The 6,115-nt window shown below is 49.3% G+C and carries 2 protein-coding genes; both read right to left on the bottom strand.

Going from position 1 to position 6,115, the window contains the following annotated elements:
* The coding region (locus KDK15_RS01495; RefSeq protein WP_257293596.1) for a hypothetical protein at positions 1-505 on the bottom strand (505 nt) is incomplete at its 3' end.
* Positions 506-1,220: 715 nt separating this feature from the next.
* Positions 1,221-5,807, bottom strand: a complete 4,587-nt coding sequence (locus tag KDK15_RS01490; RefSeq protein WP_257293595.1) for a DUF4116 domain-containing protein — start codon at positions 5,805-5,807, stop codon at positions 1,221-1,223.
* Between the last annotated feature and the right edge of the window lie 308 nt (positions 5,808-6,115).

The raw sequence follows: 6,115 nt of genomic DNA, 5'->3' as shown, positions 1-6,115 counted from the left end.
CCAGAACAACCCGGCTGACTGTCGTGCTGATGGGCGTGCCATCCAGCCGGGGTGGGTTCTCCAACAGCTCATTCAGTGAGGCCAGCTGCCTGGGTCTGAGGTTGTCACAATCGAAAATCAGAGTGACGGGCAAAGACTGATAAATAAGCCCGGGACGCTCGGTTTTTTTTCCGGGAGCGGAAAAATAGTGCAGCCTTCTTAACGGGTGATGATCCAGGTCGTCCGGATGCCGGATAACAAAAAGAAACCCGGAACCTGTCTTTTGCCGATAGAAACGGATCAACTCAGCCTTCTCATGCCTGGATGCAAAAAAATGAAACGCATCTCCTACCTGTGGTGCCGATTCCGATTGCTTCAGGTGGCTGATGCAATCTGTGATGGGAGTGACGTTACGGAGTGGGTTTGCAGGTGTGCTATCCGCTGATGACTGTTGGACAGAATGATCATTGGGTTGCGAACAGTAATTGTGTACATAACCAGCAGAGCCGGGCTGAATAGTAAGCATCTAAATAGACTCTTTTATTAAGTAATTCTGGAACTTAACTGATTCGATGGTAAAAACCGGGAAAAGTTCCTCCCTGTATTGCTGTATTCATAAGAAAATCAAACTGAAAATTCAGGGTAAATACATTCATTTAATGGAATCTTTTCAGAAATAAACGGTCAAAAGATAGTTGCAAATTATAATATCAATGTGGGCTCTGGCAGGATTCAGGAGGTTTATATGAACGTTGGTGGGAATTCCGAGAAAGAACATTTTTTCACGGCGGTTTGGAATGCAGCAGGTGAAGTTATCCATTCTGATCCGTGTCAGGATTGCTTTAACGGTCCACGATCTGTGAAAGCGTGCCTGGCGAGGGTATGCTGCCCAAGACCGTCGGAAAATTACCCATTAAACATGGCACAGCCGCTACTGATCGTTACTGGGCAAGGCCATGTGACAGAGCAACCACGCCCATACCTTAAGCAAGTGATTATTATAGAGACTGAGCCCTATCTTGCCGCATCATCAAATCAACCAGAAGTGGATTCGGGGCCACATTCTATTTTGGCATTACCTGCCCCTTATGAGTCTTTTGATCCACAGTCTGACTTATCGTCTGTGTCACTGCCGCCTTTGCAGCCATTTTCGTCCCTACTACGTTATTTCAAGTTGCCGTGTAGGGAATCTATTCTCGAGTGACAAAAGTGAAATCCCCCCGATGGTAACCCTTGTCGTATCAACCAATTGATTGTTGAATATAGCTCACCGCAACAGGCCCGATATTCTCAATTGCTGCCTCAATGATTTCGGGTTTGCTTTGTAAAGAACCACCGACGTACCGCAGGGCATTACCATCGTTCTGCAAGGCCACGTTGACCAGCTCTGGATCATTGCGGCAATGGTCACTGGCAAACCGAAGCGCCAGCGGATTTTGTTGCAGGGCAAGTTTGACCACTTCCGGGCAATCCTTTAGCGCGTCACTGGCAAACTCCATCGCCATGCCGTCATTATGCACCGCCAGTTTGACCAGCGCTTTATTGGCCCGCAGTTCCGGGCTGGCATACTCAAGTGCCATACCATTTTGTTGAACTGCCAGCCGGACAGTAGGCTCATGGCTACGTAGCCTGCTACTGGCATACTCGAGAATGTTACCGTCACCTTGCACCGCCAGTCGCACCAACTCTTCATCATCTCTCAATTTCTGATTGGCGAGTGTTATAAATTGAAACGGGTCTTTTGATACGACAATGGCCAATAATTCCTTATCTCCACACTGCCCCTTATCAAGATAGGGATGATGATGACTGACAGCCAGTCGAACGTAGTACGGATGATGTTTGAATTGTTCATCGACATACTTTAGCGCCCTGGCGGTATTTTTCAGCGCTGCTGTAAAGATTGTCGAATCAGCCCTTAACCGTTCACTGGCGTATTGTAGAGCAATCCCATTATTTTTCACGGCTGCCAAGACGATGTCTTCATCATCCTTAAGCCTTTCACTGGCAAATTTCAGAACTCCCCCATTGTTCTCGACAGCTTTTTTGACCAGTTCTTTATCCGCTTGAAATTCAGGTCCGGCATATTTTAATGAAAAGGGTTCAGAGCCAACTGCCGTGCATACTACCTGGCGATCATTATTCAACTCCGGGAAATATTTCAGGCCGTGGAATATTCCGGGTTTTGCCAACACCTTTAAGGCCAGCTTCCGATAAAGATGATGGTCGCTAAGCAGGTTTTTCCTGAAATTGTGGTGATATAAGCGATAGGAATCATCGTTATTATTGCGCTCCATGGCCAACAGAAGAAGCTCTTTATAGAATTCAGGATTTTGTTCCAGATACTCAGTTGCCGCATTACAGGAAAGAGCCAGTGACGTGTTTTCAACTGCTGTGGTTAACAAGCGCCGGATAAGCACAGGATTTGATGATAGCTCTGGCCCTGTATGGGCAATTATTGTTCCCGGGTCTTCTGTATTTGCCAGGGCATAAGACATAATTTCAATATCGTTTTTAAAGGATTCCGGCGCATCGGCAATAGCTTCAAGGTGACTTTTGATGGCGGCAAAAACAATTGCCCGCTGATTGCGCAGTTCAGGAGCAAGGTATTTGAGGATATGGCCATTTTGCGACACCAGACGCATGGCCGTTGTCTCGTCAGTTAACCAGTTAACGTATTTGTTCACCAGAGGACTGGCCTTGGCTGGATCAGAAAGTATCCAATGCCAGAGTAATGTCTGCCTGTACTTTTCGGATTGATCGTTCAACACTGCTTCAATTCTGTCGATGGCAGCTTGAGAAAATACCAGCGCTGCTGCAACCAGGTGACGGATCGCCCTATCCCGGGTGCAGTGGTTGATCAGTGATGTTTCGCGGGAGTAAGCGGAGCACCAGTAGATATGCTCCAGGGCTAATCGATTGGTTGTAGAGAAAGCGGGATTATTCAGCCTTTCCCTGATTGCCGCCATACTCCAGTTTGTTTGACTTTCGTCCAGATGTAATGACTCCAAAAAAAAGTCCATATCGCCCAAGGTTTGCAATACACTCAGAATGTCCACAAACATCCGCTGCAGATCTTTTTTGCCAGGCAGGTGGGTGAGTTCAAAGAGGGTCTGGCCTGTCTGTTCATTGAAATGAATTTCCGGGGAACCGCTATTTTTCCAATAGTGGGTCAGTGTTTGCGCCAAAAACCACAGTCGCTTGAACTTTCCGCTTCGGCTTATTTTCGATGAATGGAGTGCCTCAGAATAACACATCCGAAAGGTCCGTTGTTTGCCACCGTCGGCTTGTTCCAACAGGTCGATGGTACACGCATGATGCTCAAGCTGAATCGACAACCGGGTGTAATCTGACATATTGAGAACGGTCACACTTCTGGCATTTAATTGCCTGAGTGCGTCACGGCATGTGTTATCGAATAATGGCTGTTCCTGAGACGTTGAAAAGTCAACAATATGGATATATTCATGAAAAGGCCCCCTTATTCTGCTCACTTCACCCTGTCCTGAAGCGGTGGCCACGGGCCAGAGCCTGGTAAGAAAACATTTATGCAACCATAGAATCAGTTCATGGACGCTCTCGATTTTGTGCACCTGGTTGACCGATTCAAGCCGTTGCAGGTGGTCTTTTAATAACTGGCAATGGGCCAGCCATTGTTGAAAATCCGAACCCGAAGCAGGTAACTCCCCATCGGACAAGAACGGCCTTGTGACGTGGGCAAGGGCTTGTTCAACATTTTTGCTCACCAGCGCCAGTTGCCTGCGAAGTTGTATTAACTCCCCATGGTATTGCTGCTTAAGGTTATGATCAGCGTTTGCGCCCAGCATTAAAAACCGTTCGTAGCCAGAGAGAAAAGCCTCGGTCTCTTGCATAAAGTTGCGGATCTCCTGATCACATCCCTGCAAAATCTCTTGTCGCCGGGGTTGCATGCTCAGTTGCACAGCGCCGGTTCCGGACAAACACAAATGGATCAGTCGCTCCGTCCCGAGAAAATTCAGAAGTCTGGCATTTTGCTCACTCAGCCACGAGAACAGACGTGCTACCGACGGTTCTTTTTCCGGCACCGCAGGCTGCCATGCCTGCAGGGAAGCCAGCGCGGTTTGATAATCGGGACTGGCAGATTCGCCATTGAGGCTCAACAACTCCTGTTCCCGATCACCCGGCAATAAAAACCCACCGGACTCCTTCTGAAACTTCCCACACACCAGCGTTACCCATTCCGGTGCACCATTATCGGGCCACCATTGGGGCTGATTTATCCCTACACAGGGTATGCCTTCCTGCCTCAGGCCGATGGATATATGGTCGTTATTGGCCCATTTTCTGAAGACCACACCCTTTATCTTTGCCAGAACCTCAGGAGCCAGCAGCCAGTCACCGCCATGAGCACAAAAAAGGACGACGTTTTCCGGCAGATTGCTGCCGTTGACCGGACCGTTGATGGCCACCGCCAACCCTGAGCCACAACCGTCGCTGACCGGGGCGCCCTGATCCAGATACCGGGCGGGAGATGCCATGGAAAAATGGCTGCCGCCGGGCAGGCAGGTAATCGGGCGTCCCTGCAAAAACCAGACCTGGCCATCCTGTTCAATGGCAAATTCAAAATCCACAGGGCACAGCAAAGCGTTTTCCAGCTTTCTGCCCCCCTGAACCAGACGGTTCAGTTGATCTTTGCCAATAAAGTCAGGCGTTGCACTGTCAGGTTCACATTTGATCAACTCTTCATCATAGCCACCCTGGTCATTGCGGCTCAGAATGAATCCACGCTCAGGATTGCCGGGGTTAAAGGTGGACTCCCACTGCTCACCGTTGCGCTTAATCTCATAGCTATGGGGGGTGATACCGTATTGACCGGACACCACCGCCTTGGGTTGCCCCGGCCCACATTCGATCACTAACGTGCCGTCGTCAATGCCACGATAACTCATGGCGACCCCGCCAACGCGGCATTGAATACACTGTTGCAGGATAATTGATATTCCATGCGTGGCTGTTGGGGAAAAAACAGCAGGACAGTAAGCAGAAGCGAGGACTTCAAGACAGGTTGCCAGGATATCCTCCTGGCCATGCACCAGGGATCGGTATTTGCCGGCCTGGGCGTTACCAAAAGCGTCCTCAGCCACGCCGGAGCTGCGCATGATAATCGGACTGTCAGGCTGAGGCAGGCGGGTACGCAAACGCTCATGAATATCACGTATTTTGCTGGCAATGGGTAGTGTGCGTATTTGCTGATAACAATCCGGCCCGGCGATAAACGATGAGAGTGCATTGAGCCAGCGCTTCTGCTTCTCAGAGGGATTGTCCGATGGGTTGCCAGTTGGCTCCATTTGGGCAATCCACTGTCTTATATCCGCCAGACTGGCCGTTGTCTGCGTAAACTCATGACCACCCAGCGTGGCCAGTAATGGGCTGACGTCAAGCTGAAGATGCTCGAGAGCCTGCACGGTACTCGTATCAATGCAGCTAAATGGCGGGACAGCTAATCCTGCGTTCTGCATCAGGGTCAGGAACATTCCTTTTCCACCCAACCGTTCCCGGTTTGGTATAGTCGGGGAATGAACGGTCAGCTGCGGTTCGCTGCAGCCCCTGATTTTTAATGGCGGTATAAACGTTTCAGTGATTTTGTGGTCGGCACTGCCAGGAGGAGTAAACGTCGTATCACTCCCGATAGCTTCGCACTTTCTTTTGCAAGAGAAAGCGAGAGTATTTAAAGCGCCTGATGCCGGCATTTCATGATTGGCGATGCCAGAGGCACTGGCATCAGGCAAATCTTTGGAACAAGATCCTGTGTTATGTTGGCTATTAAAATCTGAGGGCACATTAAACATGATTGCAACATCCTGAGCCTGTCGAAGGGCATCAACTCCAAAGCATGATAGATCGTGCCAGTCACCCTTCGACTCCGCTAAGGATGAACGGAGTGAATACTAAATGCCGGAATTATTCAAGGACAATTACTGGCAGGTTGATTCGATTGGAGATATCTTTAAGGCGAAAAGGCTACTCCCCCCCCCAGCCGTGAATATGGCAGCAGCACCCAAAAGAGCCGTATTGCCATAATAAAGTACTGTCTGGTTTTCGCCGCTCCTAAAAACTTGCTCAAACCTGCTCAAAGTTATCTAAACCTGAGCATTTT

The sequence above is a fragment of the Endozoicomonas sp. YOMI1 genome (assembly GCF_024606345.1).
GTDB lineage: Bacteria > Pseudomonadota > Gammaproteobacteria > Pseudomonadales > Endozoicomonadaceae > Endozoicomonas.
The sequence above is the reverse complement of the archived record's forward strand: the minus strand, read 5'-3'. Positions and strand labels throughout refer to the sequence as shown.